Source organism: Rhodanobacter sp. UC4437_H4 (genome assembly GCF_052978425.1).
On record NZ_CM129673.1, the window covers coordinates 2,700,174 to 2,725,587 of the forward strand.

Annotated in this window: 20 protein-coding genes and 1 riboswitch; of the genes, 9 read left to right on the forward strand and 11 right to left on the reverse strand. The window is 67.6% G+C overall.

Annotated features, from left to right (window positions below; translation table 11 throughout):
• Positions 1-18: 18 nt before the first annotated feature.
• Positions 19-233, reverse strand: a riboswitch (cobalamin riboswitch).
• Positions 234-322: 89 nt separating this feature from the next.
• Complete coding sequence (gene glnK, locus ACVCL3_RS12320; RefSeq protein ID WP_136259205.1) at positions 323-661, reverse strand: P-II family nitrogen regulator; 339 nt, start codon at positions 659-661, stop codon at positions 323-325.
• A 186-nt stretch (positions 662-847) separates the two neighbouring features.
• Here glnK and ubiK point away from each other — a divergent pair, with 186 nt between their 5' ends.
• From ubiK to ACVCL3_RS12335, 3 genes are all read left to right on the forward strand, one after another.
• On the forward strand, positions 848-1,111 hold the full coding sequence (gene ubiK, locus ACVCL3_RS12325) for a ubiquinone biosynthesis accessory factor UbiK (protein ID WP_395121277.1): 264 nt from the start codon (positions 848-850) through the stop codon (positions 1,109-1,111).
• 148 nt (positions 1,112-1,259) lie between these two features.
• Positions 1,260-2,753 carry a YifB family Mg chelatase-like AAA ATPase gene (locus ACVCL3_RS12330; RefSeq protein ID WP_395120508.1) on the forward strand — a complete coding sequence of 498 codons (1,494 nt, stop codon included), beginning with the start codon at positions 1,260-1,262 and terminating at the stop codon, positions 2,751-2,753.
• 165 nt (positions 2,754-2,918) lie between these two features.
• Positions 2,919-4,706 carry a cation:proton antiporter gene (locus tag ACVCL3_RS12335; RefSeq protein ID WP_395120506.1) on the forward strand — a complete coding sequence of 596 codons (1,788 nt, stop codon included), beginning with the start codon at positions 2,919-2,921 and terminating at the stop codon, positions 4,704-4,706.
• A 99-nt stretch (positions 4,707-4,805) separates the two neighbouring features.
• On the opposite strand, the gene aceA is transcribed toward ACVCL3_RS12335, so the two are convergent.
• Together aceA and aceB are read right to left on the reverse strand one after the other, a co-directional pair.
• On the reverse strand, positions 4,806-6,101 hold the full coding sequence (aceA, locus tag ACVCL3_RS12340) for an isocitrate lyase (RefSeq protein WP_395120505.1): 1,296 nt from the start codon (positions 6,099-6,101) through the stop codon (positions 4,806-4,808).
• A gap of 142 nt (positions 6,102-6,243) precedes the next feature.
• Positions 6,244-7,836: a malate synthase A gene (aceB, locus tag ACVCL3_RS12345; RefSeq protein WP_447101445.1), complete on the reverse strand. Its 1,593-nt coding sequence runs from the start codon at positions 7,834-7,836 to the stop codon at positions 6,244-6,246.
• A 123-nt stretch (positions 7,837-7,959) separates the two neighbouring features.
• Here aceB and ACVCL3_RS12350 point away from each other — a divergent pair, with 123 nt between their 5' ends.
• Positions 7,960-9,000 (forward strand): LysR family transcriptional regulator, encoded by a 1,041-nt coding sequence (locus ACVCL3_RS12350; protein WP_447097849.1) that lies wholly within the window; start codon positions 7,960-7,962, stop codon positions 8,998-9,000.
• 43 nt (positions 9,001-9,043) lie between these two features.
• On the opposite strand, the gene ACVCL3_RS12355 is transcribed toward ACVCL3_RS12350, so the two are convergent.
• From ACVCL3_RS12355 to ACVCL3_RS12385, 7 genes are all read right to left on the reverse strand, one after another.
• Positions 9,044-9,640 carry a 1-acyl-sn-glycerol-3-phosphate acyltransferase gene (locus ACVCL3_RS12355; protein ID WP_447097850.1) on the reverse strand — a complete coding sequence of 199 codons (597 nt, stop codon included), beginning with the start codon at positions 9,638-9,640 and terminating at the stop codon, positions 9,044-9,046.
• A complete protein-coding gene (arfB, locus tag ACVCL3_RS12360) occupies positions 9,637-10,059 on the reverse strand; it encodes an alternative ribosome rescue aminoacyl-tRNA hydrolase ArfB (RefSeq protein WP_395120500.1) in 423 nt (140 codons plus the stop codon). Before arfB ends, ACVCL3_RS12355 begins: the two co-directional genes overlap by 4 nt.
• Positions 10,060-10,169: 110 nt before the next feature.
• Positions 10,170-10,871 (reverse strand): pseudouridine synthase, encoded by a 702-nt coding sequence (locus ACVCL3_RS12365; protein ID WP_447101446.1) that lies wholly within the window; start codon positions 10,869-10,871, stop codon positions 10,170-10,172.
• A 101-nt stretch (positions 10,872-10,972) separates the two neighbouring features.
• On the reverse strand, positions 10,973-12,622 hold the full coding sequence (gene ubiB, locus ACVCL3_RS12370) for a ubiquinone biosynthesis regulatory protein kinase UbiB (RefSeq protein WP_447101447.1): 1,650 nt from the start codon (positions 12,620-12,622) through the stop codon (positions 10,973-10,975).
• Positions 12,619-13,269 (reverse strand): ubiquinone biosynthesis accessory factor UbiJ, encoded by a 651-nt coding sequence (locus ACVCL3_RS12375; protein WP_395120495.1) that lies wholly within the window; start codon positions 13,267-13,269, stop codon positions 12,619-12,621. The genes ubiB and ACVCL3_RS12375 overlap by 4 nt, the downstream gene beginning before the upstream one ends.
• Before the next feature lie 140 nt (positions 13,270-13,409).
• Positions 13,410-13,880 carry a tRNA (uridine(34)/cytosine(34)/5-carboxymethylaminomethyluridine(34)-2'-O)-methyltransferase TrmL gene (gene trmL / locus ACVCL3_RS12380; RefSeq protein ID WP_447101448.1) on the reverse strand — a complete coding sequence of 157 codons (471 nt, stop codon included), beginning with the start codon at positions 13,878-13,880 and terminating at the stop codon, positions 13,410-13,412.
• Positions 13,881-13,905: 25 nt separating this feature from the next.
• Positions 13,906-14,115: a hypothetical protein gene (locus tag ACVCL3_RS12385; RefSeq protein WP_447101449.1), complete on the reverse strand. Its 210-nt coding sequence runs from the start codon at positions 14,113-14,115 to the stop codon at positions 13,906-13,908.
• 272 nt (positions 14,116-14,387) lie between these two features.
• On the opposite strand from ACVCL3_RS12385, the gene ACVCL3_RS12390 reads away from it, so the two are divergent.
• Positions 14,388-17,267: a M16 family metallopeptidase gene (locus tag ACVCL3_RS12390; protein ID WP_447101450.1), complete on the forward strand. Its 2,880-nt coding sequence runs from the start codon at positions 14,388-14,390 to the stop codon at positions 17,265-17,267.
• 143 nt (positions 17,268-17,410) lie between these two features.
• The gene (locus ACVCL3_RS12395; RefSeq protein WP_447101451.1) at positions 17,411-17,812 is read left to right on the forward strand and encodes a DUF4156 domain-containing protein; all 402 of its coding nucleotides are present in this window, start codon (positions 17,411-17,413) and stop codon (positions 17,810-17,812) included.
• A gap of 12 nt (positions 17,813-17,824) precedes the next feature.
• On the opposite strand, the gene ACVCL3_RS12400 is transcribed toward ACVCL3_RS12395, so the two are convergent.
• Positions 17,825-18,952 carry a CapA family protein gene (locus ACVCL3_RS12400; RefSeq protein WP_447101452.1) on the reverse strand — a complete coding sequence of 376 codons (1,128 nt, stop codon included), beginning with the start codon at positions 18,950-18,952 and terminating at the stop codon, positions 17,825-17,827.
• Positions 18,953-19,168: 216 nt separating this feature from the next.
• Here ACVCL3_RS12400 and ACVCL3_RS12405 point away from each other — a divergent pair, with 216 nt between their 5' ends.
• The 3 genes from ACVCL3_RS12405 (at position 19,169) to ACVCL3_RS12415 (ending at position 25,364) form a co-directional block, all read left to right on the forward strand.
• Positions 19,169-21,922, forward strand: a complete 2,754-nt coding sequence (locus tag ACVCL3_RS12405; protein ID WP_447101453.1) for a TonB-dependent receptor — start codon at positions 19,169-19,171, stop codon at positions 21,920-21,922.
• Between the two features lie 101 nt (positions 21,923-22,023).
• Positions 22,024-23,436 (forward strand): SLC13 family permease, encoded by a 1,413-nt coding sequence (locus ACVCL3_RS12410; RefSeq protein WP_447101454.1) that lies wholly within the window; start codon positions 22,024-22,026, stop codon positions 23,434-23,436.
• 2 nt (positions 23,437-23,438) lie between these two features.
• Positions 23,439-25,364 (forward strand): CocE/NonD family hydrolase, encoded by a 1,926-nt coding sequence (locus ACVCL3_RS12415; protein ID WP_447101455.1) that lies wholly within the window; start codon positions 23,439-23,441, stop codon positions 25,362-25,364.
• Positions 25,365-25,414 lie beyond the last annotated feature (50 nt).

The window sequence follows — 25,414 nt, forward strand, 5'->3', positions numbered from 1 at the left end:
CACTACGCAGCGGGACACGTTCGTCCCGCTGTGCCGGCAGGTCTTCGGACTTGCGGACGAGGATCGAGGCGATCCGCCTACTTGTCTTCGCTTCCCAGCCACGGCGGGCCAGTGCGCGTGAAGACGTTCGTTTCCGCTCTACCGCTGCGGGGCAGTTCCGGAGTCACACCGGATTCCCTTTTAAGCCAAACCGATGTCGCATCGGGTCTGGCACCGACGCACACAACATATCGGGTGGCTCGGGAAGGGTCAACCCAACAAATTGTGCGCAAGTCGTTTTGCGGGCCGGACGCGGCGGGTGCCTGCGCGGGCTGCGGCGACGTTACAGCGCATCGTGATCCAGCTCGCCGGTGCGGATGCGGATCACCTGCTCCAGCGTGCTTACGAAGATCTTGCCGTCGCCGATCTTGCCGGTGCGCGCGGAGGCCTGGATCGCCTCCAGTACACGGTCGAGCTGGTCGTCCGCCACCGCCACTTCCAGCTTGATCTTGGGCAGGAAATCGACCACGTACTCGGCGCCGCGATACAGCTCGGTGTGGCCCTTCTGGCGGCCGAAGCCCTTCACCTCGGTCACCGTGACGCCTTGCACGCCGACCTCGGCCAGCGCCTCGCGCACATCGTCCAGCTTGAACGGCTTGATGATCGCCACGACCAGTTTCATGCAGCATTCCTCGTTTCGGCCGGGCGGCAGGCGCCCGCAAACCTGCATTCTGCCCGGCCGGCGGGGCGCTGTCGCCTCACCGGGAGCGGTGTAGGACAATCCCTACAGTCTTTGATGGAGCATACCGATGGCGGCAACACGCGGCGTTCACCTAGCATTTACCCCGACGAGTTCGAGGCGCTGTCCATGATGGACAAGCAGGATATCGATCAGATTGCCCTGCGACTTGTGTCGTTGGTACCGCCAGGACTGGCACAGGTGCAGCAGGATTTGCGCACCAACTTCCGGGATGTTCTGGCGCAGGGATTGCGCCGCCTCGACCTGGTCACTCGCGAAGAGTTCGACGTGCAGACCCAGGTGCTTGCCCGCACCCGGGCCAAGATCGACGAGCTGGAACAGCGGGTGGCCGAGCTCGAAGCTGTCGTCGCCTCGCGCGGCGGTCAGCGCTGACCACCTCCCGGGAGCCGCCTCCGATCCGTCACCCTCACCCCGAGAACGATCGGAGGCGGTTATTTATCCAGCGCTGCTGATGGAGTCGCGCGATGTTTGTGCCAGTCAGCGCGCCACCGCCATCGCTGCGCCGCCGGCCCCTGGCCGCATGAGCCTCGCCGTCACCCTCAGCCGTGCCCAGGAAGGCATCGCTGCCCCGCAGGTGATGGTCGAGGTGCATCTCTCCGGCGGCTTGCCCTGCACCAACATCGTCGGCCTGCCCGAGGCCGCCGTGCGCGAGGCACGCGACCGCGTGCGCGTGGCAATCCAGAACACTGCCTTCGAGTATCCCAACCGGCGCGTCACGGTGAACCTGGCGCCGGCCGAACTGCCCAAGGATGGCGGGCGTTTCGATCTCTCCATTGCACTGGGCATCCTCGCCGCCAGCGGCCAGGTGCCGCGCGAGAAACTGGATGACTGCGAGTTCCTCGGCGAGCTGGCGCTGACCGGCTCGCTGCGCGGCATCTCCGGCGTGCTGCCGGCGCTGCTGCGCGCCCGCGCGCGCGACCGTCGGGTGGTGGTGCCGCGCGAGAACGCGGCCGAGGCCGCGCTGGTGCCGGACGTCGACGTGCGCGTCGCCGAGACCCTCGCCGAAGTCTGCGGCTGGCTGCGCGGTGCGCACGACCTGTCCGCGCCGGTGGGCATTCCCAGCGATGGCGGCGCACATGACGGGCCGGACCTGGCCGACGTGCGCGGGCAGTTGCAGGCACGCCGCGCGCTGGAGATCGCCGCGGTCGGTGGCCATCACCTGCTGCTGGTCGGTCCGCCGGGCACCGGCAAGACCATGCTGGCCGAACGCCTGCCCGGCATCCTGCCGCCGCTGTCGGAATCGGAGGCGCTGGAGACCTGCGCCGTGTTGTCGGTCGCGGGCCAGGTCACCGATCCCGTGCGCTGGCGCCGGCGCCCGTTCCGCGCGCCGCACCATACCGCCTCGGCGGTGGCGCTGGTCGGCGGCGGCTCGTTTCCTCGTCCGGGCGAGATCTCGCTGGCGCACAACGGCGTGTTGTTCCTCGACGAGCTTCCCGAGTTCAGCCGGCACGTGCTGGAGGTGCTGCGCGAGCCGATGGAATCGGGCCATATCATGATTTCCCGGGCGGCGCGGCAATCGACCTTTCCTGCCCAGTTCCAGCTGGTCGCGGCGATGAATCCGTGCCCGTGCGGCTATGCCGGCGAGCCGCGCTGCCAGTGCACGCCCGACCAGGTGCAGCGTTACCGCGCACGTATTTCCGGGCCGCTGCTGGATCGCATCGACCTGTGCGTGCAAGTGCCGCCGGTGGCGCTGGCCGAACTGGGCACGCCGCGCAACGCGCGCGACGAGGACTCCGCCACCGTTCGCGTTCGCGTGCTCCATGCCCGCCGCCACGCACTGATGCGCGCAGGCCGGCCGAACGCGGAGATCAGCACGCGCGAACTGGAGCGCGATTGTGCGCTGGGGCCGGCGGAGCGGCGCTGGTTCGAACAGGCACTCGAGCGGCTGGGCCTCTCCGCGCGCGCCTATCATCGGGTGCTGCGCGTCGCCCGCACGATCGCCGACCTCGACGGCGGCGCCGCCTTGCTCGAACGCGAGCACCTGGCCGAAGCCCTGCAGTACCGCAGGGTGTAAAGGCAGGAGTGAGTGGAGAGGAATGAGGAGTGAGAGAAAGCATGTCGCGACATGCCGTTGCTCTTCTCTCACTCATCATTCCTCTCCGCTCACTCCTGCTCTTTCCTGCTGGACGCACGCGCCGCCGCATGTTCCGATGTCGCCCTGACCATTCCAGGGACTGCGATGACGATCGATCTGGGCCTGATGCTCGCCGGCATGCTGATGATCGGGTTTCTCGCGCAGTGGCTGGCGTGGCGGGTGAGGCTGCCGGCGATCCTGTTCCTGCTGCTGGCCGGCATCGCGCTCGGGCCGGCCACCGGGGTGCTCGATCCGGACAAGCTGCTGGGCGATCTGCTGTTTCCCACCGTGTCGCTGGCGGTGGCGCTGATCCTGTTCGAGGGCAGCCTGACCCTGCGTTTCCACGAACTGCCCGGCATCGGCAAGGCCGTGCGCGGGCTGGTCAGTTACGGCGCGGTGGCCTCGCTGCTGCTGCTGGCGCTGGCTGCGCATCTGGTCGCCGGGTTGGCCTGGCCGATCGCGCTGCTGTTCGGTGCGCTGGGCTGCGTCACCGGCCCGACCGTGATCGCGCCGATGCTGCGCACGCTGCGACCGAACGCGCGCATCGCCAACACGCTGCGCTGGGAAGGCATCGTGATCGACCCGCTGGGCGCGCTGTTCGCGGTGCTGATCTACGAGGCGATCGTGTCGCGGCAGGAAGGCCACACCATCGGCATCTTCCTGGCAACCATCGGTTGCGGCGTGGGGATCGGCGCCTTGGCTGCCTGGCTGATGGCGTTCTTCCTGCGCCGCCAGCTGATCCCCGAATACCTGCAGAACTATGCGGTGCTGGCCGCGGTGCTGTTCGCCTTCAGCATCTCCAACACGCTGACCCACGAGTCGGGGCTGCTGGCGGTGACGATCATGGGCATTGCGCTGGGCAACCTGCGCGGGGTGCACATCGACGACATCCTCGATTTCAAGGAAAGCCTCACCACGGTGCTGGTGTCGCTGCTGTTCATCCTGCTGGCGGCACGACTGCACTGGCCGCTGCCGGACGGCATGCTGGGCGCGGGCCTCGCGCTGTTCGTGATTGCGCAGTTGCTGGTGCGGCCACTGACCGTGGCGCTCTCGAGTTTCGGCAGCGGCCTGAATTGGCGCGAGCGCGCACTGATCGGCTGGGTGGCGCCGCGCGGCATCGTGGCGGCGTCGGTTTCCGCGCTGTTCGCGTTGCGCCTGGATCAGCTCGGCGTGGCCGGCGCCGAGGCGCTGGTGCCGCTGGTGTTCACCCTCATCATCGGCACGGTGATCCTGCAGAGCGCCACCGCGCGGCCGCTGGCGATCTGGCTGAAAGTGGCCGAGCCGGAGCCGCGCGGCGTGCTGATCTTCGGCTCGGACCACGTGGCGCGCGCGATCGCCCAGTCGCTGCACGACGCCGGCTTTCGCGTGATGCTGGCCGACGACGACTGGGAGGGCATCCGGCTGGCGCGCATGGACGGGCTGACCACGTTCTTCGGCAACCCGGCCTCGCCGCATGCGGAACGCCATCTCGATCTGACCGGCATCGGCCGGCTGCTCGCGGTGTCCACCCATCGCGAGCGCAATTCGCTCGCCTGCGTGCGCTACCGACAGGAATTCGGCCGCGACAAGGTGTATCGCCTGCGCAACCTCACCCCGCGCGAGAACACCGACCGCGCCGCGCTCGCCGGCAGCCTGCTGGCGCCGCCGCTGTTCGACGAGGAGATGACCCACGGCCGCTTCGCGCAGATGCTGGACGAAGGCTGGCGGATCAAGTCGACCAAACTCACCGCTACCTTCGACTGGCCGCAATTCGTCGAACAGTACGGTTCCGGCACGGTGCTGATGTTCGGCGTGGAGGAAAAAGGCGCCTTGCGGGTGGCCTCGACCAAGCGCGAACTGGAGCCGAAGCCGGGCTGGACCGTGATCGCGCTTGTACCGGCGAGCGAGAAGTGAGTGAAGAGGAGTGAGGAGTGAGAAAAAGCGGGAGCATTCCGCGCCCTTGCTCTCTCTCACTCCCCACTCCTCATTCCTCACTTCTCGCTTTTCGTCTTCTCACGCGGCCGAGGCCTGCTTGAACTGCGCCTCCTCGGTCGAGCCCTTCAGCGCGGTGGTCGAGGACTGGCCCTGCTGGATCGCCTGGGTCACCGCGTCGAAATAGCCGGTGCCCACTTCGCGCTGGTGCTTCACCGCGGTGAAGCCGCGATCGGCGGAGGCGAACTCCTTTTCCTGCAGTTCGACGAAGGCGCTCATCTGGCGGCGCGCGTACCCGTGGGCGAGGTCGAACATGCCGTAGTTGAGGCTGTGGAAGCCGGCCAGGGTGATGAACTGGAACTTGTAGCCCATCGCGCCCAGTTCCTTCTGGAAGCGGGCGATGGTGGCGTCGTCCAGGTTCTTCTTCCAGTTGAAGCTGGGCGAGCAGTTGTAGGCCAGCATCTTGCACGGGAACCTGGCGTGGATCGCCTCGGCGAAGCGGCGCGCATCGTCCAGGTTCGGCTTGCTGGTCTCGCACCACACCAGGTCGGCGTAAGGCGCATAGGCCAGCCCGCGGCTGATCGCCTGGTCCAGGCCGGGCCTGACCCGGAAGAAGCCTTCGACGGTGCGCTCGCCAGTGAGGAACGGCTTGTCGTTGTCGTCGATGTCGGAGGTGAGCAGGTCGGCCGCATCGGCATCGGTGCGCGCCACGATCAGCGTCGGCACCCCGGCGACGTCGGCGGCCAGGCGCGCGGCGTTCAACTTGTCGACCGCCTCGCGGGTGGGGACCAGCACCTTGCCGCCCATGTGGCCGCACTTCTTGACGCTGGCCAGCTGATCCTCGAAATGCACGCCGGCGGCGCCGGCCTCGATCATCGCCTTCATCAGCTCGAACGCGTTCAGCACGCCGCCGAAGCCTGCCTCGGCATCGGCCACGATCGGCACCAGCCAGTCGATGTCGTGGTTGTCCTCGGCGTGGTGCAACTGATCGGCGCGCAGCAAGGTGTTGTTGATGCGCTTGACCACCAGCGGCACCGAGTTGGCCGGATACAGCGACTGGTCGGGATACATTTCGCCGGCCACGTTGGCGTCGGCGGCGACCTGCCAGCCGCTCAAGTAGATCGCCTGCAGGCCGGCCTTGACCTGCTGCATCGCCTGGTTGCCGGTGAGTGCACCGAGCGCGTTGACGAACTCCTCCTGGTGCAGCGACTTCCACAACCGCTCGGCACCGCGACGGGCCAGCGAATGCTCGACCGCGACGGTGCCGCGCAGGCGCACCACGTCATCGGCGGAGTAGTTGCGCTGGACGCCGGCCCAGCGGGCATTGTTCTTCCAGTCCAGACTGATCTGTTCGGCGGTGGGCAGGGTGCTCTTCATGACATGGCTCCGGTGGTGTTGAGCCCCTCTCCCTGCGGGAGAGGGGTTGGGGAGAGGGTTCGGACGGAGCGTGTCAGCACACTCCGCCGCGCACCCTCATCCGCCCTTCGGGCACCTTCTCCCGGAGGGAGAAGGGAGAAAATCACAGTTGGTTGTACGCGGGCAGGGTGAGGAAGTCGGCCAGTTCGTCCGCATGGGTCATGCGGGAAATCAGGGCGGCGGCGGCATCGGCGCGGGCGGCGCCGGGGTGCTGGCTCTGGCGCAGGCGATGGGTGTGGGCGGCAAGCGCCTGGTCGAACAGCGCGAAGTCGATCGGTGCGTGGTCGGGGAACTCGAGATCTCCGTGATGCAGCCATTGCCACAACTGCGCGCGGGCGATCTCGGCCGTGGCGGCGTCTTCCATCAGGTGATGGATCGGTACGCAGCCCAGGCCGTCCAGCCACGCGGCGGTATAGCGCAGGCACACCTCGACGTTGTTGTCGAAGCCGGCGCGGCTGATGGTGCCGCCGGGCGCGGCGAGCAGCTGCTCGCGGCTCACCCGCACGTCCTCGCGCAGTTTGCCGAGCTGGTTCGGCGCGGGCATGTATTCGTCGAAGATCGCCTGCGCCACCGGCACCAGCGCGGGGTGGGCGACCCAGGTGCCGTCGTGGCCGGCTTTGACCTCGCGCAGTTTGTCGGCGCGCACCTTGTCCAGCGCCGCTTCATTCGCCGCCTCGTCGCCCTTGATCGGGATCTGCGCCGCCATGCCGCCCATCGCGAAGGCGCCGCGGCGGTGGCAGGTCTTGATCAGCAACTCGGAATAGCCTTTCAGGAACGGCACCGTCATGCCGACCTGGCCGCGCTCGGGGAGCAGGCGGTCGCGATGGCCGCGCAGCGTTTTCAGGTAGGAAAAAATGTAATCCCAGCGACCGCAGTTGAGGCCGACGATGCGACGGCGCAGCGCGTGCAGGATCTCGTCCATCTGGAACGCGGCCGGCAGGGTCTCGATCAGCACCGTGGCCTTCATCGTGCCGCGCGGCAGCTGCAGTTCGGCCTCGGCGGCGCTCATCACCTCTTCCCACAGCGCGGCCTCTTCCATCGCCTCCAGCTTGGGCAGGTAGAAGTACGGGCCGCGGTCGCGCTCGTGCAGCGTGCGTGCGTTGTGGAACACGAACAGGCCGAAGTCGACCAGCGCGCCAGACAGCGGGGTGCCATCCACGCTGAAAAAGCGGTCATGCAGATGCCAGCCGCGCGGGCGCACCACCAGCACGGCGGGGTTGTTGCCGACCTGGTAGGTCTTGCCCTCGGGCGAACGGAACGTGATCGTGCCGTCGACCGCATCGCGCAGATTGACCTGGCCGTCCAGCTGGTTGGCGAAGGTGGGCGAGGAGGAATCCTCGAAGTCGGCCATGAACACCCTGGCGCCGGAATTCAGCGCGTTGATGATCATCTTGCGCTCCACCGGGCCGGTGATCTCCACGCGGCGGTCGCGCAGCGCGGCCGGGATCGGTGCCACGTTCCAATCCGATTCGCGGATTGCCGCCGTGTCGGCGCGGAAATCCGGCAGGGCACCGGCATCCCAGGCAGCCTGGCGCTGGCGACGCTCTCGCAGCAGGTGTTGCCGCGACGCCTCGAAGCGACGGTGCAGCCGGGCCAGGAACGCCAGCGCGGCCGGGGTCAGGATGGCCGCGTAGGCGGCGCCGTCGGCGAGGACCTCCGCGGGGCCGGTGTGGAGTTGTTCCTGCGCTGCTGCCATCGTTTCGCTCCGCGTCGTGGGTGACTCGAAGCTAGGCCGGCAAATGTCTATTTGACAAAGTGAATGTTTCAATCATTACTATGAGCAATATCAATATCTGACACAACTTACTGAAATGACTTGATGAAAACTCCCGGCGTTCCGCTGAAGCAGCCGAAAAAATCGTCTCGCAGCGCAGCAAAAAAACGTACACCCGGCGAACGCGCCGAGGAGGCTGGCGGCCGCTTCTACTACAAGGGCAATCGCCACAAGCAACTGCGCGCCTTCGTCAGCGTGGTGAAACTGGGTACGCTTACCCGCGCCGCCGAAGCGTTGTACGTGTCGCAACCCACCATCAGCCTGCAGTTGCAGGCGCTGGAACGCGAGCTCGGCGCCACCCTGCTTGAGCGCCGCCGCCGGCGCATCAATCTCACCGACGCGGGCGAGGCGCTGTACGAGCTGGCGCGCCCGCTGGTGGAAGGCTGGGACACGCTGGATCGCGATTTCCAGGCGAAGGCGAAGGGTCTGCAGGCCGGCCGGCTGGTGATCGCCGCCGGCACCTCCACCATCCAGTACCTGCTGCCGGAACTGGTTCGCCGCTATCGCGAACGATTCCCGGCGGTGCAACTGCAGTTGGCCAACGTGACCGGCAAGGACGGCATGGCCATGCTGCGTGCCGACGAGGCGGATTTCGCGGTCGGCTCGATGCTGGACGTGCCCAACGACATCGCCTGGGCGCCGGTGCAGCACTACGACCCGATGCTGATCATGCCGCCCGACCACCCGCTGGCGACGAAGGACAAGATCACCCTGGAGGATCTTTCACCCTACGGACTGATCCTGCCGCCGCAGCGCCTCTCCACCTATCGACTGGTCGACCTGGTGTTCCAGCAGCGGCAGGTGCCCTATCACGTCGCGATCGAGGTCGGCGGCTGGGACGTGATCAAGGAATACGTGGCGATGGGCATGGGCATCTCCATCGTCACCGGCATCTGCATCACCGACGCCGACCGCGGGCGCCTGGCCGTGCGCAACATGAAGCAGTTCTTTCCCCAGCGCAGCTACGGCGTGGTGATGCGCAAGGGCAAGTTCCTCAGCGCCGAGGCACGCGCCTTCATCGACCTGATTCGCCCCGGGCTGCTGACGCATCGCGAACACGATGATCCGGGGCATTCGCAGCGGTGATGCCCGAGGCCGCTCTGCGAGCCTCGCCCCTGCGCGCGGGATTTCAAACGTCGCGATGCTTGCCCTTGAACGGCGCGTACCACTCGCGCAGGCGCTGCATGGTTGCGCCCATGTCGGTGCCGGCATCGAACAGTGGGCCGAGCTGGATGGTCCTGTCGGGGTAATGGAACGCGACCGGGAAGATCGGCACGCCGGCATCGTGGGCGATGTGCCAGAAGCCGCTCTTCCAGCGCGTCACCGGTTTGCGCGTGCCTTCGGGGGCGATGCCCAGCCACAGTTTCTCGCGCTGGCGGAACTGGTCGATCATCTGTTCGACCACGCCCTTGGCCGCGCTGCGGTCGATGGGAACGCCGCCGAGCCGACGCAGCAGCCCGCCCAGCGGGCCGCGAAACAATTCCTGTTTGCCCATGAAGTGCACGTCGGCGCCGATCGCCACCTTGATCAGCAGCCCCCACACCCCGTCCCACCACGAGGAGTGCGGGGCGGCGATCAGCACCAGTTTGGGGACGTCGGGAAATTCGCCGGTGAGACTCCAGCCGCACAGGCGCAACACGCCGCGGCAGATGCGTCGTTGCCAACCGTCGCGCAGCTTCGGCATGCGGGCGGGCAACTGGGCTGGAGTGAAGACGCGACGCTTCATTCGAACTCCGGTTTGCGCGAACGGGTCTGCTTGATCCTGCCGCGCTGCTGTTTGCCGGCCAGGCGGCGTTCCTTCGAGGCGCGGGTCGGTTTGGTGGCGACGCGTTTCTTCGGCGGCAGCAGCACGCCGCGAATCAGTTCGGCCAGCCGCTCGCGCACGTCGTCGCGATTGCGCGCCTGGTCGCGAAAGCGCCGGCCCTGGATCACCAGCATCCCTTCGGCGGTAAGCCGGCGGTCGCGCCGGGCCAGCAGCCGCGTGCGCACCTCCTCCGGCAGCGACGGCGAGCCCGCCACGTCGAAGCGCAATTCCACCGCGCTCTCGGTGCGATTCACATGCTGACCGCCCGGGCCGTCGGCGCGCAGGAAGCGCTCGATCAGTTCGGACTCGGGCAGGGCGAGGGTGCGGCTGATGGTCAGCATGGGGGGAAGTTTAGGGGAGAAGCGAGAAGTGAGTGGAGAGAAGTGAGGAGTGAGAGAGAGCGAAGGCAAGCCGTACCCCGGCTTTTCTCTCACTCCTCACTTCTCTTCACTCACTCCTGCTTCAAGCCCCAGCCGAACTGCGCCAGCAATCGCGCGAATGCCTCGTCCAGCGGCGCCTCCAGTTGCATCGGCGCGCCACTCACCGGATGCGCGAACGAAAGCCGCCACGCGTGCAGCAGCATCCGGTGGCAGGCAAAGTGCTGCTTGTAGAGGCGATTGTGGTCGCCGCGGCCGTGCTGGCAGTCGCCGATCACCGGGTGATGGATGTGCGCCAGGTGCTTGCGGATCTGGCGGAAGCGGCCGCTCTCAGGCTCCGCCAGCAGCAGTGCGTAGCGTTGCTGCGGGTAGCGGCCGAGTGCGATCGGAAGCTCGATCGTGGCCAGGCGCCGGTAGCGCGTGCGCGCTTCGCGGCGCGGGCCGGTTTCGCGCGAGCCGGGCAGGGGATAGTCGATCACACCTTCGGCCGGCTCCGGCCAGCCGCGCACCACCACCAGGTATTGCTTGTGCACCGTGCGCTGCATGAACTGCTCGCCAAGCGCGGCGGCGACCTCCTTGCTGCGCGCCACCAGCAGCACGCCGCTGGTGGCGCGGTCGAGCCGGTGCGCCAGGTACACGTTGCCGCCGACCTGCTCGCGCAGCAGGTCGATCAGGAACGCGTCGGCGGGCCCCACGAACGTCGAGCGATGAACGGCCAGGTTCGCGGGCTTGTTCGCCGCGATCAGCGCGTCGTCCTGGTAGAGGATGTCGATCATGCGTTCGAGCTTCCGCGCTCTGGTTATTCGTGGGAGCCCGCTCGCGGGCGATGCTGCGGGTGCCCGTGAAAAGCATCGCCCGCGAGCGGGCTCCTGCACGGTCAACGCGAGCGCGGCCAGCCGATGGCGAAGGAGAGGAAACCGGCGATACCGGCGCCCAGTGGCGGCCAGATGCCGTGTTGCGGGGCCAGCGTCCACAGCAGCGCGGCGCCGATCAGCAGTGCGCTGCCGAGCAGGCTGCAGGCCAGCGTCCTGTGCTGGCGACGGGCATTCTCCTGCGCCAGTTTGAGGGCCAGCGGATCGGCTGGCTCACGCCGCTCGCCGCGGCCGATCTGACGCAGCGCATCACGTACCAGGTCGGGAAACTCCGGCGCGTGGTGCAGCCATTCGGGTAACCGTTTGCGCACGTCGCGCAGGGTGCGCAGCGGGCTGTAGCGCTGGCGCAGGATCCGCTTGAGCACCGGATGCGCGACTGCCCAGATGTCGATCTCCGGATCGAGCATGCGGCCGACGCCCTCGATGTTGAGCAGGGTCTTCTGCAGCAGGATCAGCTGCGGCTGCAGGGTCAGCTCGAAGCGGCGCGCGGTCTGGAACAGCTTGACCACCAGCTCGGCCAGTGAAATCTGCGACAGCGGGCGGGTGAAATACGGCTCGCACACGGTGCGCACGGCGGCTTCCAGTTCGTCCAGCCGCACGTCGGCGGGCATCCAGCCGGCGGCCACGTGCAGTTGCGCGATGCGGGCGTAGTCGCGCTCGAACAGCGCGATGAAGTTCTGCGCCAGCCAGTACTGGTCGGCCTCGGGCAGCGAGCCCATGATGCCGAAGTCCAGCGCGATGAAGCGCGGCTCGTCCAGGCGCGACGGGTCCACCCAGATGTTGCCGGGGTGGGCGTCGGCGTGGAAGAAATTGTCGCGGAACACCTGCTCGTAGAACACCCGCACGCCCTTGGCGGCCAGTGCCTTGCGGTCGAGCCCGGCGGCGTCGATCGCTGCGATGTCGTCGCTGCTGATGCCGTGCACGCGCTCCAGCGTCAGCACGCGCGAGGCGGTCAGTTCCCAGTGCACCGCCGGCACGTACAGGTCCACGCCGCTGGCGAAGTTGCGCTTGAGCAGACTGGCGCTGGCGCCTTCGCGCTGCAGGTCGAGTTCGTTCTCCAGCATCTTCTCGACTTCGGCGACGACGTCGAGCGGGCGGATCTTGTCGGCATTCGGGTGCCAGCGCTGGGCCAGTTCGCCGAGCGAGCGCAGCAGCTTCACGTCGCGGGCGATCTGCGCATCGATGCCCGGCCGCAGCACCTTCACCACCACCTCGCGGCCGTCGGCCAGGGTGGCGGCATGCACCTGGGCGATCGAGGCCGAGGCCAGCGGCGTCTCGTCGAATTGGGCGTATAGACGTCCAACCGGGAGTTTCAGCTCGCGCTCGACGATGGCGCGCGCCTCGCTGCCGGGGAACGGCGCCACCTGGTCCTGCAGCAGCGACAGTTCGTCGGCAATGTCGGCGGGCACCAGGTCGCGGCGGGTCGACAGCACCTGGCCGGCCTTGACGAAAATCGGCCCCAGCTCGGTCAGCGCCCGGCGCAGGCGTTCGCCGCGCGAGAGGCTGGCCACGTTGGCGCGCGGTCGCGCCAGCAGCGGGCGCAGCAGTTTCAGCGGGCGGAACAGGTGCGCGGCGTCGACCAGTTCATCCAGCCGCCATGCCAGCAGCACCGAGGCCACTCGCAGCAGGCGCGGCACCACGCGCAGCGGCGTCACGCGGCGTCGCCCTGCAGTTGCCGCGCCAGCCGCTGCACGCGTGCGGCCAGTCGTTCGCTGTGTTCGCGCAAACTGTCCACTTCGTCGAGAAAGGTGTCGACTTCGCCAGGCGCCAGGGCCACGCGGGTTTCGTCGCGCACCCAGTCGGCGGCGTCTTCGACGAGATGGGCGCCACTTTCGCGGGCATGCGCCAGGCCCTTGCGCACGGCCCTGGCCAACGGCACGCCGAGCACGTCGCCGAAACTGCGCGCGAAGGCCTCCTCGAAATCCGGCGCGAACTTGCCGGCCAGCTTTTCCAGGCGGCGCGCCAGTTCGGCATCGCCGGCGATCTCCACCTTGCCCGGCGCGATGCCGTCGTCGTCGCGGCGCAGCAGCATCGCCAGCAGGCTGCCCGGCGTCGCGGCCACCTTCAGCTGGCTGTCGTCGCGCGGCGGGCCGACTTTCAGGTGCGCCTGATCGACCGTGATGGCCAGCGCCAACTCCGGCCCGCGCAGATGCAACTGCACGCTGCGACCGTTCAACGCGGTCAGCCGCTGCTGCGTGTCGGGATCGAGCGACAGCGTGTGGTTCAGCGCGGTTTCCAGCGCGCGCCCGGCGAGCTTGCGCAGAGGTTGCGGCATCCAGGCGTTGGGGGTGGCAGCGTTCATCCGCCGATTGTAGCGGGGCGGCGCCTCGGGCAGCGCTTGGGCGCTGCCGGGGATCGGGAATAGGGAATCGGAAGAGCGTTCTATCTCTGGTTTGAAGGGGCCGCGGACGGTGCCGCTTTTGCCCGCGCCATTCCGATTCCCTATTCCCGGCTCTCACCAGCGAAACCGAGCTGGCGCCAGGCCTCGTAGACCGCCACGGCGACGGTGTTCGACAGGTTCAGGCTGCGGCTGTGCGGGCGCATCGGCAGGCGCAGGCGTTGTGTCGGCGGGATGGTGTCCAGCACGTCGTCCGGCAGGCCGGCGGTTTCGCAGCCGAACAGCAGCGCGTCGCCGTCGGCAAAACGCACGTCGACGTGGGGCACGCTGCCGCGCGTGGTGAAGGCGAACACGCGTGGCGCGCCGAGCGCGGCGAGGCAGGCGGACAGGTCCTCGTGCACCGTGACGCTGGCGTATTCGTGATAGTCCAGCCCGGCGCGGCGCAGGCGGGCGTCGTCGAGCTCGAAGCCCAGTGGACGCACCAGGTGCAGTGCCGCGCCGGTATTCGCGCAAAGACGGATCACGTTGCCGGTGTTGGGAGGGATCTCGGGGCGATGCAGGATGACGTGGAGCATCCACGCATTATCGCTTGCGCCATGCTCAGCTGGCCACGCGCGGGCAGACCACGCCGTCCGGCGGCAGCGCGCAGCTGCTCGGCGCGGCCAACAGGATGGTGGCGATGCTGCCGTCGTGGGCGAGCTCGACCGCCGGCGTGGCGGCGGTGGTGGTCAGCATGGCGGCCAGGATGAGGCCGCACACCACGAGGCTGGCAATGAACAGTCCGTGCAGCATGAAAGTCTCGAATTTCACGGTTACATCTCCGATGCGTAAAGTGAGCCCTGCAGCCCGATGAAAGCAATCCCTGTGCCACGCTTGGATATGCGGCCAACATGCTGATTTTTCAAGGTTTAGATGGCTGCCTCGACGCCCCGGTCGTTGTCCGCGGACAGTCGTCCGGTGGCGTCCGGACAGCGGTGCCCCGCGCCACCGCACGGGCCGTCGACCGTGCCACAAGTCATTTGCGATGCCCGGGCGCGGCCGGGTAGCCTGCCCGGACCATTCGCGAAAACAGGAGGTTCACCGTGAAAAAAACGCCGCTTGCCCTGCTCATCTCCGGCTTGCTCACGTTCGGGGTCGCCGCGCCGACACTGCTGGTCGCCGCCCCCGCGCAGGCGGTCGAGGCCGCCGCTGCAGCGACGCAGCAGATCCCCGACCTGGCCTATTCCCGTTTCGTGCTGCCCAACGGCCTGACCGTGGTGGTGCATGAAGACCACAAGGCGCCGGTGGTGGCGGTGAGCGTGTGGTATCACGTCGGCTCCTCCTATGAGCCCAAGGGCAAGACCGGCTTCGCGCACCTGTTCGAGCACCTGATGTTCCAGGGTTCGGAGAATCACAAGGACGAGTTCTTCAAGCCGTTCGAGCTGGCCGGCGCCACCGACCAGAATGGCACCACCTGGCTCGACCGCACCAACTATTTCGAAACCGTGCCGACCACCGCGCTGGACATGGCGCTGTGGATGGAATCGGACCGCATGGGCCACCTGCTCGGTGCCATCGGCCAGCCGCAGCTCGACGAACAGCGCGGCGTGGTGCAGAACGAGAAGCGCCAGGGCGAAAACCAGCCTTACGGCCGCGCCAGCGAACTGATCCAGGCCGAGGCGTTCCCGGCCAACCATCCCTACCATCACGACACCATCGGCTCGATGGCGGATTTGAACGCCGCCTCGCTCGGCGACGTCAAGCAGTGGTTCCGCGACTACTACGGCGCGGCCAACACGGTGGTGGTGCTGGCCGGCGACATCACGCCGGCGGTGGCGAAGGAGAAGATGCTGAAGTACTTCGGCGACATCGCCGCCGGTCCGCAGGTGCCGCGCCCGCAGCCGTGGATTGCCGCGCGCGACAAGTCCACCCGCGGCACGATGACCGACAACGTCGCGCAGACCCGCATCTACCGCGAATGGAACGTGCCGGCGCGCGGCAGCCATGACGAGAACCTGCTGGAGCTGGCCGCCGCCGTGCTCGGCGGCAGCAAGACCTCGCGGCTGTACCAGCGCCTGGTCTACCAGGACAAGCTCGCCGACAGCGTCTCCGTCTACGTCGAGCAGCATTCGCTGGCCAGCCTGTTCCAGTTGCAGGTCGACGTGAAGAAGGGCGTCGACCCGGCCAAGGTCGAGGCCGCGATCGCCGACGAATGGCAGAAGTTCCTCAACGATGGCCCCACCGCCGACGAGCTGGCGCGGGTCAAGACCGAAACCCGCGCCTCCTTCGTGCGCGGCCTGGAGCGCGTCAACACGCAGGCCTCGATCCTGGCCGAGGGCCAGCTGTACCACGGCGATCCGGGGCACTACCTGAAGGACTTCAGCACCCTGATGGCGGCGACGCCGGCCAGCGTCAAGGCGGTGGCGAACCAGTGGATCGCCAAGGGCGACTACACCCTGACCGTGGTGCCCGGCAAGGTCGAGGACGCCGACATGGCCACCGTGGCCGGCCGGGCCGCCGCGTCCGGTGCGCCGGCGCCGGTGCTCACGCCCAAGGGCGATTACAAGACCGTGGCCAGCGACGTCGATCGCAGCAAGGGCGTGCCCGAAGTCGCCAGCTTCCCCGACCTCGCGTTCCCGACCCTGCAGCACGGCAAGCTCGACAACGGCGTCGAAGTGGTCCTGGCCGAACGCCACGGCGTGCCGGCGGTGCAGATGCAGTTGCTGTTCGACGCCGGTTACGCGGCCGACCAGGGCCGCAAGCTGGGCACCTCCAGCTTCACCATGTCGATGCTCGACGAAGGCACCCGGGACCTCGATTCGGTCGAGATCGCCAAGCGCAAGCAGCGCCTGGGCGCGATCATCGCCAGCGGTTGCGGGCTGGATTACTGCAATGCCTCGCTGAATGCGCTGGACGACCAGCTCAAGCCCTCGCTCGACCTGTTCGCCGACATCGTGCGCAACCCGGCGTTCCGCGATGCCGACGTCAGCCGCCTGCGCGGGCAGTGGCTGGCCGGCATCGCCCAGGAGAAGAGCCAGCCCATCGGCATCGCGCTGCGCACCCTGCCGCCGCTGCTGTACGGCAAGGGCCACGCCTACGCGATCCCGTTCACCGGCACCGGCACCGAAGCCTCGATCAAGTCGCTGACCGATGCCGACATGCGCCAGTTCATCACCGACTACATCCGCCCGGACAACATGAAGATCCTGGTGGCCGGCGACACCACGATGGCGAAGATCATCCCGCAGTTGAACGCGGTGTTCGGCAACTGGAAGGCGCCGGCGAGCAAGGTGCCGGCCAAGAACATCGGCAAGGTCGCGCCGCCGGAACAGGTGCGCGTGTTCCTGGTCGATCGCCCCGGAGCGCAGCAGAGCCTGATCCTCGCCGGCAGTCTGGCGCCGTCCACCGAGGCGCCCAACAACCTGCAGATCCAGACCATGAACGGCGCCTTCGGCGGCAGCTTCACCTCGCGCCTCAACATGAACCTGCGCGAGGACAAGCACTGGGCCTACGGCGCCTTCAGCTTCCTGCAGAACGCGGTCGGGCAGCGCCCGTTCATGCTCTACGCACCGGTGCAGACCGACAAGACCGCGGCGTCGGTCAGCGAGATGCTGAAGGAAGCGCGCGGGGTGATCGGCGACAAGCCGCTGACCGCGCAGGAGATCAGCAAGATCAAGGTCGGCGACGTGCGCAGCATGCCGGGTCAGTACCAGACCACCCAGGCGGTGATGGGCGCCATGCAGGGCATCGCCCAGTACAACCGCCCGGATGACTACGTGCAGACCCTGAAGTCGCGCATCGAGGCGCAGACCGATGCGTCGGTGGAGGCTGCGGCGAAGGAGATCATCCACCCGGACCAGCTGACCTGGGTGATCGTCGGCGACCTGGCCAAGATCGAGTCGCCGATCCGCGCGCTGAAGCTCGGCACAGTCGAGGTGCTCGACGCTGACGGCAAGCCGGTGGCGGCCAAGCCGGCAAAGTGAGTCGCGCTGCCGCGCCGGCTGAACCGGCGCGGCAAGCGGCGGATGGAGCGAGGGACGCCGGCGCGCCGGCGCGTTACGATGGAGGCCGGACCGTCCTGGTCCGGCCTCTTTTCATGCCCTCAAGACCTGCCGCGGAGCCACCCATGCGCAAGACCCTGTTGTTGCTCGTCCCCATCCTGTTGCTCGGCGCCTGCAGTTGGGGCATCACCCTGGATTCGGCCGGCAAGAACGTGCGCACCGCCTGGAGCGGCGATGTTTCCAGCTGCCGCGAACTGGGCAAGGTCACCGTCTCGGTGATGAACCGCGTCGGTCCGGTCGACCGCAACGACATCAAGGTGCGCGACGAACTGGAAGTGCTCGCGCGCAACGAGGCGGCCAAGATGCACGCCGACACCATCAAGCCGCTGGCCGAACCGGCCGATGGCTCGCAGCCGTGGGGCGCCTACCAGTGCGGCAGCAACCCGCTCAAGCCGGGGGCGGGCCGACCGGCTTCGGCCCAATCGGCCAAGGGCGACGTGCAGACGTTCCCGGTGTCGGGCGGCTGACCCCTTCGACGGTCAATCCATGCTGATCCAGCCGCGTTCTCCCGCAATGCGCAGCGAGGTGCCGAGCACCGCGCTGAGCGACTGGAGGCGCGCGAGGATGCGTTGTGCATCCTCGCCTCGCGCGATCCTGGGGCGACCCCGCGTTTCGTCCTGGCGACTCGCATCGTCGCCCCTCTCGTTGAGCACCACCGGCACCAGTTCGAGCTGACGCATCGAGCCATCGCGCCGATGAAGGTGCGCGATCATGCTTTCCCACACCTCGGCCGGGTAGTAGCCGGGCTCGGTGCGGGAATGAAAGATCAGGCTGCCCATGCCATGGAAGATCGGCACCCCGTGATGAAGCTCGATCCCGTGCAGCAGCGGGGCGCCGTGCGAAAAGAATGCGCCGGCACCGGCTTCGGCGCAGCTCCGCGCGAATTCGCGCGCCCATGGCTGGGTGACGCGCATGTCGCCGCGCCAATCGTGGTTGTGCAGGCAGGCGACGACGAAGGCCGTGCCGGCCGCCGCGCGGATCGACTGAAGGATTCGTTCCACATCGTCCTGGTCGGGTGTGCCGGCTGCGGTCAGGCGCAGCTCGTTGATGCCGGCGCCTGAACTTGTTGCCGCCACGCCCGGACGGATCTTGCCGGCCGCCATGGCCACCAGCGCGACACGGCGACCGCGCGCCTTGAAGCAGGCGGCACCGCTGGCTTCGGCGAGGTCGCTGCCGCTGCCGGCGGTGGCGAAACCGGCATGTTGCGCGGCGCTGCGGGTGGCCAGTACGCCCGCACGGCCGAAATCGCCGGCGTGGTTGTTGGCCAGGGCCAGCATGTCGAAGCCGAACGAGCGCAGGCAGCGCAAGGCGTCGGGGCCCGCGGCATGCAGGAACAGCCCTTGGCGAGTCGGTGCGCCCGACGCGCCAACGCGTATGGGCGTCTCCAGGTCGGTCATGGCAACGTCGCCGCGACGTACCTGGGCGATCACTTCGGCGAGGCCGGGATAGGGCTCGTGGCAGAGGTCGTGCGCGATCAGCGCCTGCCCGGTGAGGGTGAGGGTCAGCTCGCGGCGTTCGGCCGCGCGCACGGCAACGCCCGGCAACAGCGGCGTCATCGCCAGGGCGGCGAGCAGCCGCCGGCGCTGCAGATTGCACGACTCGACCATGACGCCCCTCGCTCGATCCGGACCCGACAGCCCCAGCTATCCACGTCCACCGGGCCGCTTGCAAGCTTATTCGCGTACCTGCGCATGCCATACCAAAATGGCATGGACGCATTACCGGACTCGATAAGATTGCATATGTTCAGTCCGCGTGAATTACTCGATACCAAGGCAGATGCTCCGGCGAACTGGTCGCCACGCATGGTTTCGGGAGGGGTGATGAACAAGATGGCTGGCAAGGGGGAGTCACGGCGTGTACCGCGCCTGGGTGTGATGATGGTGGCGATTGCGGGGGCGCTGGCGGCGGGCGGAATGCCGGCGACCGCGGATGCGCAGAGCGCCGCGGACACGACGAGCGGCGATGCGAACAAGGCGAAGACGCTGGAGACGGTCAGCGTGGTCGGCTCGCGCATCCGCCGCAAGGACGAGGTCGCGGCCAGCCCGGTGTTTACCATGGAGCGCAACGAGATCGAGGCTACCGGCGTGGTCTCGGTCGGCGAGTTGCTGCAGGAGCTGCCATCGGTAGGTTCCAGCTTCAACTCGACCGGCTCGGGCGGCACCAGCCATGGCTCCCGCTCGTTGAACCTGCGCAACCTGGGCGCCAACCGCTCGCTGGTTCTGGTCAACGGGCGGCGCTGGGTGAACGGAGCCGGTACCCGCGGTTTTCGCGACTTTGTCGACCTGAACACGATTCCGCTGGCCGCGGTCGAGCGGATCGAAGTGCTGCTGGACGGCGCCACCGCCATCTACGGCGCCGACGCGATCGCCGGCGTGGTCAACATCATCACCTTCAGCGAGTTCGATGGGCTGAAGGCGAGCAGCTATGTCGGCCAGACCGACAAGGGCGACGGTTTCACACACAACGAGGATTTCCTCTGGGGCAAGTCCGGCGACTGGGGCTCGGCGCTGGTGTCGGCGACGGTCGCCGGCAGCAACGAGATCCTTGCCGGCCATCGCGACTTCTCGCGGGTGCCGCTGCAAGGGTTGAGCCGAAACACGCCGGCGGGCCGTTTCCGCAACAGCACGCCGGTGGATGGCTTCGGCACCAAGGCGTTCGTGCCGGACGGCAACGGCGGTTTTCGCCTGGACGTGCCGGACACCGACGTCTACAACGACCAGCCTGATACCACCTTGATCGGCCCCCTGGACATGGCTGGCGTGTATGGCCAGTTGCGCTTCCACGTCAGTGATGCGGTGACCTTCGTGACCGAAGGCCTGTACAACACGCGCGAATCGAGCCAGCGCTTCCCGCCGGCAACGCCACGCATCCGCGGCGGCGACGGCATGACGATTCCGGCCGACCACCCGTACAACCCGTTCGGCGTGGACTTCCAGGGCACGGGCACCAAGTTCGAGGTGGTGCGGACGATCACCGAGCTGGGGCCGCGCATCAACACGCAGAACGTTGACACGATGCGTGTGGCGGCCGGATTCGAAGGCGATTTCTCCAATGGCTGGTCGTGGAACAGCTTCTATACGTATGCCCAGAACAAGGCGAAGTGGACCTCCGCCAATCAGATCGATCTGGACAAGGTCGCGCTGGCACTGGGCCCGAACGCCCGCTGCGCGGCCAACGACTGCGTGCCGCTGAACATCTTCGGCACCATCACCCCGGAGATGGCCAACTACATCCGCGCCACTGGCGTCGACCACAACGGCACCAAACAGCACGACTTCACCGCCAACCTCACCGGCGACCTGTTCGAGTTGCCGGCCGGAATGCTGGCGTTCGCCGGTGGCGTCGAGTACCGCAAGGAATCGGGCTACGACCAGCCCAGCCCGTACTTCAATGAAACGCCGCAGTTCATCACCTACAGCCGCAAGACCACCTCGGCGCCGCGCCTGCCGACCGCCGGCTCCTACGATCTGAAAGAGGCCTATGTCGAGTTCAACGTGCCGTTGCTGGCGAACCTTCCGGCGGTCAAGCAACTGGAGCTGTCCGCCGCGACGCGCTACTCGAGCTACAACACGTTCGGCAACACCACCAACAGCAAGCTCGGCCTGGTCTGGCGGCCGTGGAACGACCTGATGCTGCGCACCACCTGGGCGCAGGGCTTTCGCGCGCCCTCGATCAACGAACTCTACGCCGGCCTGCGTCAGACCAACTTGCCGGCGGTTGACCCCTGCAACGGCGGCGGCGCCGGCAAGCCCGGGTGTGCCGGGGTGCCGACCAGCTACGACCAGCGCAACTACTCGGGCGGCTCGATCCTCTCGACCGTGGGCGGCAACCCCGACCTGCGGCCGGAAACCTCGGTCAATCGCAGCAGCGGCTTCATCTACACGCCGAGCTTTGCCAAGGGCCTGACCTGGTCGGTCGACTGGTACGACATCGACCTGAAGGAGGCGATCTCCAGCTTCGGCTCGCAGAACCTGCTCGACCTGTGCGCCAATACCGGTCAACGCTGCAACCTGATCAAGCGCGACACCAGCGGCGAGATCATCAACCTGATCGACGGCCCGATCAACCTGAACCGGCTCAAGGCCAGCGGCGTCGATACGACCATGCGCTACCAGTTGCCGACGATGGCGGCGGGCAATGTCGGGCTGATGTTCAACGCGGCTTACCTCAACGCGTTCGATCGTTACGACACCTTGCCCAGCGGGGAGGTGCGCGTGGCCAGGCGGGCCGGAAAATCGGACATCGCGCGCGAGAGTTTCCCGCGCTGGAAAGCGAACACCGCCGTCGACTGGTCGCGTGGCCTGTGGTCAGCGAACTGGAGCATGCATTACATCGGCAGCACCGACGAGGGCCCGGCGCCGGGCTATGGCCGGATCCCGGCGCAGATCACCCATGACGTGTGGGGTGCCTATACGCTGCGCTCGCAACTGATGACCTTCACCCTTGGCGTGCAGAACCTGTTCGACAAGGACCCGCCGTTGTCCTATGTCAACGGCGGCGACCTCAACTTCGACATGAGCACCTACAACCCGCGTGGCCGCTTCATCTACGTGAAGGCCACGATCACCCTCTGAGACGGGCACCGGCGGCATCGGCGCGATGTCGCCGACCGCCGGCCCGGGCCGCCGCGGGAGCGGGCGCCGGCGACCCGCTCAACCACATGGATCTTCCCAGCATGGCCAACCGTCCCGTCACCGATGGCAAACCTGCACAGCGGCCCCGTCGCAAGATCGACGTGCACCCGGTGCTGATGCTGGTGTCCGTGCTGTTGCTGTGCGCGGTGCTCACCTACGTCCTGGACTCCGGCGCGTTCCAGCGCGTCGATGGGCGGGTGGTGCCGGGGACCTACTCGGTGATCCCGAAATCGTTCGACTGGTGGCACCTGCTTGGCCTGGGCGCGGCCGGCGAGCAGGCGCGCCCGGCCGGCGTCATCACGGTGCTCGAATCCATCCCGCTGGGACTGGTGCGAAACGCCTCGCTGATCTTCATGGTGATGTTCGTCGGCGGCCTGTTCGGCGTGTTCAAGCAGACCGGTGCGCTGGACGCCGGCCTCGACCAGCTGGTGCATCGCTCGCGCGGGAATGTCTACCTGCTGGCGCCGGTGCTGATGGGTGCGCTGGCGGCGGGCAGCTCGTTCCTGGGCCTGATTTCGGAGTATCTGGTGGTGTTGCCGGTCTTGCTGTCGATGGCCGAGCGGCTGCGCCTGAGTCCGCTGTACGCGGTGGCGATGCTGCTGATCGCGGCCAAGCTGGGCTACATCGCCTCGGTCAGCAATCCGGTGGTACTGCCGATCGCGCAAGGCATCGTGCAGGTGCCGATCTTCAGCGGTTTCGGCATGCGCCTGGCGGTGCTGGCGGTGTTCCTGCCGATCGGCATCGCCTATCTGCTGTACCGCATCCGCCGCAGCGGTTTCACCAAGGCGGATTTCGCGCCTGCCGCGGGATCGCTGTCGGGGCGGCACCTGGGCGTGCTGCTGCTGCTGGGCCTGGCGATCGTGCTGATGGTCTACGCCGGACGCACCTGGAGCTGGCATTACAACGAGCTCAGCGCGTTCTACCTGGCGGTGACCGCGGGACTTGCCGTGATCGGCGGGCTGAGTGCGCGGGTCAGCGCGGATGCCTTCATCGATGGCATCAAGGGCATGATTCTGCCCTCGCTGCTGATCGGCCTGGCCGGCGCCATCCACGTGCTGCTGCAGGAGGCGAATATCCTCGACACCGTGGTCAACGCCATGGCCGGCCTGATCCACGGCCAGTCGTCGTGGATCGCCTCGCTGGCCATCATGTTCACCGAGGCGGGGCTGGATGTGCTGATTCCCTCGACCTCGGCCAAGGCTGCAATCAGCATTCCGATCCTGTGGCCGATCGGCCAGCTGTCGGGGCTGCAAGGCAACTCGGTGGTGCTGGCCTACTTGTTTGGCAACGGCCTGATGGCGACGGTCAGTCCCACCTCGGGGCTGATGCTGGCGATGCTGGCGATGGCGAAGGTGCACTACGGCGCGTGGGTGCGCTTCATGCTGCCGCTGACCCTGGTGCTGACGGTGGTGGCGACGGCATTCCTGCTGGTCGCCACGCGGATCGGTTACTGAGCATGGCGATCGGTGAGGGCATGGAGCAAACGCGGGCGGACACCGCCGACGCAGCGGCCGCAGGCCTGCAGCCGGGCCCGTACCCGGTACGCCTGCGCGCGGACGTGATGGTGACGATGCGCGATGGCGTGCAGTTGGCGGTCGATCTGTATCTGCCGGACGGCGCCAGCGGGTCGCGTTGGCCTTGCCTGCTCGAACGCACGCCCTACGACAAGGCGGGCACCGCGCAATCGGATGTCGTGGCCGGGTATCCACTGCCCTTGTCGAAACCGCAGATCGCGCGGTGGTTTGCCAGCCACGGCTTCGTGGTGGCGATGCAGGATTGTCGCGGTCGCTACCGTTCGCAAGGCGTGTTCACCAAGTACACCAACGAGGCCGTTGACGGTGTCGACACCCTCGCCTGGCTGGCGGCGCAGTCGTGGAGCGATGGCCGCGTGATCACCCAGGGCCTGTCCTATTGCGCGCACGTGCAGACGGCGCTGGGCAGCCTGGCGCCCGCGGCGCTGAGCGCCCAGTTCGTCGACTCCGGCGGCTTCTCCAACGCGTACCACGGCGGCATCCGGCAGGGTGGTGCGTTCGAACTCAAGCAGGCGACCTGGGCCTTGAAGCACGCCTTGCTGAGCCCGCTGACGCAGCAGGATTCCAGCCGCAAGGCAGCATTGCAGGCGCAGGACATTCGCGCCTGGTTTCGGCGCATGCCGTGGGCGCGCGGCGACTCGCCGGTCAGTGCGGCACCGGAATACGAGGACTACCTGTTCGAGCAATGGGAGCACGGCGATTTCGGCCCCTATTGGCAACAGGTCGAGTTGTGCGGTGAGCGCCATTACGACACCTACGCCGACGTGCCGATGGTGCACATGTCCAGCTGGTACGACCCCTACGTGCGCACCGCCACCGACAATTACCTCGGCCTGTCGCGGCGCAAGCATGCTCCGGTGCACCTGGTGATGGGGCCGTGGATTCATGGCCGGCGCTCGCAGACGTTCGCCGGCGATGTCGATTTCGGCGAGCAGGCGACACTGGATGCGGCGTTCGGCCACTCGTTCTACGAGCTGCGTCGCGCGTGGTACGACCATCTGCTGGGGCGACAGGCCGACAACCCGTTCGCGCGCGGTCGCGTGTCGATCTTCCTGATGGGCGGCGGCAGCGGCCGGCGCAACGCCGAGGGCCGGCTGGAGCACGGCGGGCGCTGGTTGCATGCCGACGACTGGCCCTTGCCCGGCACCACCAGCCAGGCGTGGCACCTGCATGCCGATGGCCGGCTCGACGCCACGCCGCCAGCGGAGCGGTTCGCGGCGCTGGACTATGTCTACGATCCCGCGCGACCGGTGCCGACCATCGGCGGCACCATCACCTCGGCCGAGGGGGTGATGCCACCGGGCGCCTTCGACCAGCGCGACGACGCCCGCTTCTTCGGCTGCGCCGGCACGGGTCGCGACATCGGCGAGCGCGACGATGTGTTGTGTTTTCGCAGCGCGCCGCTGGCGCGCGCGGTCGATATCGCCGGGCCCATCCGCGTGAGGCTGTTCGTTTCCTCCGATTGCCGGGATACCGACATCACCATCAAGCTGATCGACGAGTACCCGCCCCATGCCGACTACCCGCACGGTTTCGCGATGAACCTCAGCGACGGCATCCTGCGTTTGCGCTATCGCGATTCCTGGCAGCAGCCGCGCTGGCTGGTGCCGGGCGAGGTGGTCGAGGTGGAGGTGGAGGCCTTCGCCACTGCCAACCATTTCGCGGTGGGCCATCGGATCCGGCTGGACGTGTCCAGCAGCAACTATCCGCATTTCGACCTCAATCCGAACACTGATACGGCGCCCGGTCGCTGGCGCGAATCCAGGCCGGCGCACAATCGCGTGCATCTGGATCGCGCACACCCGTCGCGACTGCTGTTGCCGGTGTTGCCAGTGGCGTCGCCCGCTTGATCGTGTACGTTGTTCGGCAGCCCATTCACTGCCGCCACGTGGCGCTCCGC

Bases quoted from the DNA above. Each gene is read 5' to 3' on its own strand.
- glnK (WP_136259205.1), bottom strand. From the start codon at position 661: ATGAAACTGGTCGTGGCGATCATCAAGCCGTTCAAGCTGGACGATGTG.
- ubiK (WP_395121277.1), top strand. From the start codon at position 848: ATGATGGACAAGCAGGATATCGATCAGATTGCCCTGCGACTTGTGTCG.
- ACVCL3_RS12330 (WP_395120508.1), top strand. From the start codon at position 1,260: ATGAGCCTCGCCGTCACCCTCAGCCGTGCCCAGGAAGGCATCGCTGCC.
- ACVCL3_RS12335 (WP_395120506.1), top strand. From the start codon at position 2,919: ATGACGATCGATCTGGGCCTGATGCTCGCCGGCATGCTGATGATCGGG.
- aceA (WP_395120505.1), bottom strand. From the start codon at position 6,101: ATGAAGAGCACCCTGCCCACCGCCGAACAGATCAGTCTGGACTGGAAG.
- aceB (WP_447101445.1), bottom strand. From the start codon at position 7,836: ATGGCAGCAGCGCAGGAACAACTCCACACCGGCCCCGCGGAGGTCCTC.
- ACVCL3_RS12350 (WP_447097849.1), top strand. From the start codon at position 7,960: ATGAAAACTCCCGGCGTTCCGCTGAAGCAGCCGAAAAAATCGTCTCGC.
- ACVCL3_RS12355 (WP_447097850.1), bottom strand. From the start codon at position 9,640: ATGAAGCGTCGCGTCTTCACTCCAGCCCAGTTGCCCGCCCGCATGCCG.
- arfB (WP_395120500.1), bottom strand. From the start codon at position 10,059: ATGCTGACCATCAGCCGCACCCTCGCCCTGCCCGAGTCCGAACTGATC.
- ACVCL3_RS12365 (WP_447101446.1), bottom strand. From the start codon at position 10,871: ATGATCGACATCCTCTACCAGGACGACGCGCTGATCGCGGCGAACAAG.
- ACVCL3_RS12375 (WP_395120495.1), bottom strand. From the start codon at position 13,269: ATGAACGCTGCCACCCCCAACGCCTGGATGCCGCAACCTCTGCGCAAG.
- trmL (WP_447101448.1), bottom strand. From the start codon at position 13,880: ATGCTCCACGTCATCCTGCATCGCCCCGAGATCCCTCCCAACACCGGC.
- ACVCL3_RS12395 (WP_447101451.1), top strand. From the start codon at position 17,411: ATGCGCAAGACCCTGTTGTTGCTCGTCCCCATCCTGTTGCTCGGCGCC.
- ACVCL3_RS12400 (WP_447101452.1), bottom strand. From the start codon at position 18,952: ATGGTCGAGTCGTGCAATCTGCAGCGCCGGCGGCTGCTCGCCGCCCTG.
- ACVCL3_RS12405 (WP_447101453.1), top strand. From the start codon at position 19,169: ATGAACAAGATGGCTGGCAAGGGGGAGTCACGGCGTGTACCGCGCCTG.
- ACVCL3_RS12410 (WP_447101454.1), top strand. From the start codon at position 22,024: ATGGCCAACCGTCCCGTCACCGATGGCAAACCTGCACAGCGGCCCCGT.
- ACVCL3_RS12415 (WP_447101455.1), top strand. From the start codon at position 23,439: ATGGCGATCGGTGAGGGCATGGAGCAAACGCGGGCGGACACCGCCGAC.